This window comes from Pseudomonas sp. HMSC066A08 (assembly GCF_001813025.1).
Taxonomy (GTDB): domain Bacteria; phylum Pseudomonadota; class Gammaproteobacteria; order Pseudomonadales; family Pseudomonadaceae; genus Pseudomonas; species Pseudomonas aeruginosa.
On sequence record NZ_KV811301.1, the window covers coordinates 1 to 405 of the forward strand.

Annotated in this window: 1 pseudogene; it reads left to right on the forward strand. The window is 60.2% G+C overall.

The annotated features are described in order from the left end of the window. Positions 1-405, forward strand: a pseudogene (locus HMPREF2886_RS16170) (transporter); the annotation flags it as partial.

Below are 405 nucleotides of genomic sequence, written 5' to 3' on the forward strand. Positions count from 1 at the left end.
GACGGCTCGCTGATGGCTGGTTTCTTCTTCCGTGGTGACGACGCAGCATCCGCCACTACGTCAGAACGCAACTACCTGACCGCGTTGGTCAACCAATACCTGGCCCGGTTCGGTTCGGGCTGGGCTGTATGGACTGACGCCTCGCGCTTGGCCTCGCCGGGCTATCCAGCCCCTGAGCAGTCGCACTTTCCTGAACCGATTACCGCCTTGATTGACGCAGAGCGTCGGGCGGCCTTCGTCAAGGAAAATACGCTGTTTGAAAGCGAGTACGCGCTAGTCCTGCAATACCTGCCGCCGACGCGGCGGGATTCCAAGCTGGGCGAACTGGTCTACGACGATGACGGCGTAGACGACAGCAACCCGGCCGACCGGTTGTTGCTGGACTTCAAGAAAAAGCTCGATGAC